The 1,695-nt window shown below is 67.8% G+C and carries 3 protein-coding genes; 1 reads left to right on the top strand and 2 read right to left on the bottom strand.

Annotation, left to right across the window (positions count from 1 at the left end):
• The coding region (locus ACFVXE_RS39030; protein ID WP_389678545.1) for a helix-turn-helix domain-containing protein at positions 1–175 on the bottom strand (175 nt) is incomplete at its 3' end.
• A gap of 143 nt (positions 176–318) precedes the next feature.
• On the opposite strand from ACFVXE_RS39030, the gene ACFVXE_RS39025 reads away from it, so the two are divergent.
• Positions 319–1,098: an NAD(P)H-dependent oxidoreductase gene (locus tag ACFVXE_RS39025; RefSeq protein WP_389678543.1), complete on the top strand. Its 780-nt coding sequence runs from the start codon at positions 319–321 to the stop codon at positions 1,096–1,098.
• Here the strand turns inward: ACFVXE_RS39025 and ACFVXE_RS39020 are convergent.
• Positions 1,030–1,695, bottom strand: a 666-nt coding sequence (locus ACFVXE_RS39020) for a Tn3 family transposase (protein ID WP_389678541.1), incomplete at its 5' end; no start/stop codon positions are given. The two genes, ACFVXE_RS39025 and ACFVXE_RS39020, sit on opposite strands and share 69 nt — an antisense overlap.

The following is a 1,695-nucleotide window of genomic DNA, read 5'->3' as shown; positions in this document are numbered from 1 at the left end:
GGGTTGCGCGGCCCTGCTCCAGGCGTACGTAGTAGTCGACGCTGACTCCGGAGAGGTGGGCGACCTCTTCGCGGCGCAGCCCTTCGACCCGGCGGCGGCTGTCGGTGGGGATGCCGACGGCCGCCGGATCGACCCGGGAACGCCGGGTTCGCAAGAAGCCCGCAAGATCGTCCATGCCCCCAGTATCGCTCCGGTAAGGCACTCGAAGGTGGTCCTGCCGATACCAGGAAGTCCCGTCCGATGGAAGAGGCGCCCCTGTACGACGCGGCCTCGGCGGTCGAGCATCTGTGGCGACACACCTTGTTGAAGGGAACAGCCATGAAGACGCTCATTGTCTACGCCCACCCCGAGCCGCATTCGCTGAACGGCTCGTTGAAGGACCTCGCCGTGTCCACTCTGGAATCCGTCGGGCACGAGGTGCGGGTGAGCGACCTGTACGCGATGAACTGGAAGGCCGTGGTGGACGCGGCGGACTTCGGCGAGCACGCCACGAGCCCGCTGCGGGTGGTGCCGAGTTCGGCCGGGGCATACGACGCCGGCGCGCTCACGCCCGACGTGGCGGCCGAGCAGGAGAAGCTGCTGTGGGCCGACACGGTGGTCTTCCAGTTCCCGATGTGGTGGTACACGATGCCGGCGATCCTCAAAGGCTGGGTGGACCGGGTGTTCTCCTTCCACTTCGCGTACGGAGTCGGAGTGCACGACGAGACGCGGTACGGCGAGCGTTTCGGTGAGGGGACGCTACAGGGGCGGCGGGCGATCCTGTCGGTGACCGTCGGGGGCCCGGAGTCCCACTACACCGATCGCGGGATCAACGGCCCGATCGAGGACCTGCTGTTCCCGATCCACCACGGGATCTTGTACTACCCGGGCGTGGAGGTGCTGCCGCCGTTCGTGCTGTACGGCACCGACAAGATCACCGGCGGCGACTTCGAGGACGCCGCGAAGGCGTGGACGGAGCGGCTGCTGTCGATAGAGACGACCGAGCCGATCGCGTTCCGGCGCCAGAACTTCGGTGACTACGAGATCCCGTCACTGCGGTTGAAGGAGGGCCTGGAAGTGCCGGGCCGCAAGGGTTTCGGCCTGCACGTGCGCGGTTAGCCGTCGGCGAGGCACAGAGCGGGCTGGGGCGCGAGCCCCGAGGATCAGCCCGAGGACGGTGGCCGCGGTGAGGGCGACGATGACCACGGCGGCCGCCGGGATTGGCTCGACGCCCTTGGAGACCTTGGAGTACTCGCCTAACCGGTTGATGTGTTCGGTCAGGTACGGCGAGATGTGGGCCAGGTCCTCCGGGTCGATCTTCCAGCCCTCCGCCAGCAGCCGGCGCACGGTCTCCGCGATGTCCAGGGCGTTGTGGAAGATCACCGCGTTCGTGAGCAGCGCGTTGAACTTCATCGCCTTCTCCTGCTCGATGGGGTCGTTGTCGGCGATGACGCCGCGGTTCGCGAAGCCGATCCACTGGGAGAGCCGGTTGAACGACTCGACCTTGTTGGTCGCCGCGGTCACCCGTCGGCGCATCGGCGCGTCGGAGAGGTAGCGCAGCAGCTGGACGGTGCGGGTCACGCGGCCGACCTCGCGGAAGGCGGCGTAGGTGGCGTTCTTCCGTGACCCGGAGCGCAGCCGCTTGAGCAGCGTGGAGGAGGAGATGGTGCCCTCGCGTACGGAGACGGCCACGCGCATCAGGTGGCGGAACTGGGA

Source organism: Streptomyces sp. NPDC058231 (assembly GCF_042882275.1).
Taxonomy (GTDB): domain Bacteria; phylum Actinomycetota; class Actinomycetes; order Streptomycetales; family Streptomycetaceae; genus Streptomyces.
The sequence above is the reverse complement of the archived record's forward strand: the minus strand, read 5'-3'. Positions and strand labels throughout refer to the sequence as shown.

Coding starts and splice junctions, on each gene's coding strand:
- ACFVXE_RS39025 (WP_389678543.1), top strand. CDS start 319: ATGAAGACGCTCATTGTCTACGCCCACCCCGAGCCGCATTCGCTGAAC.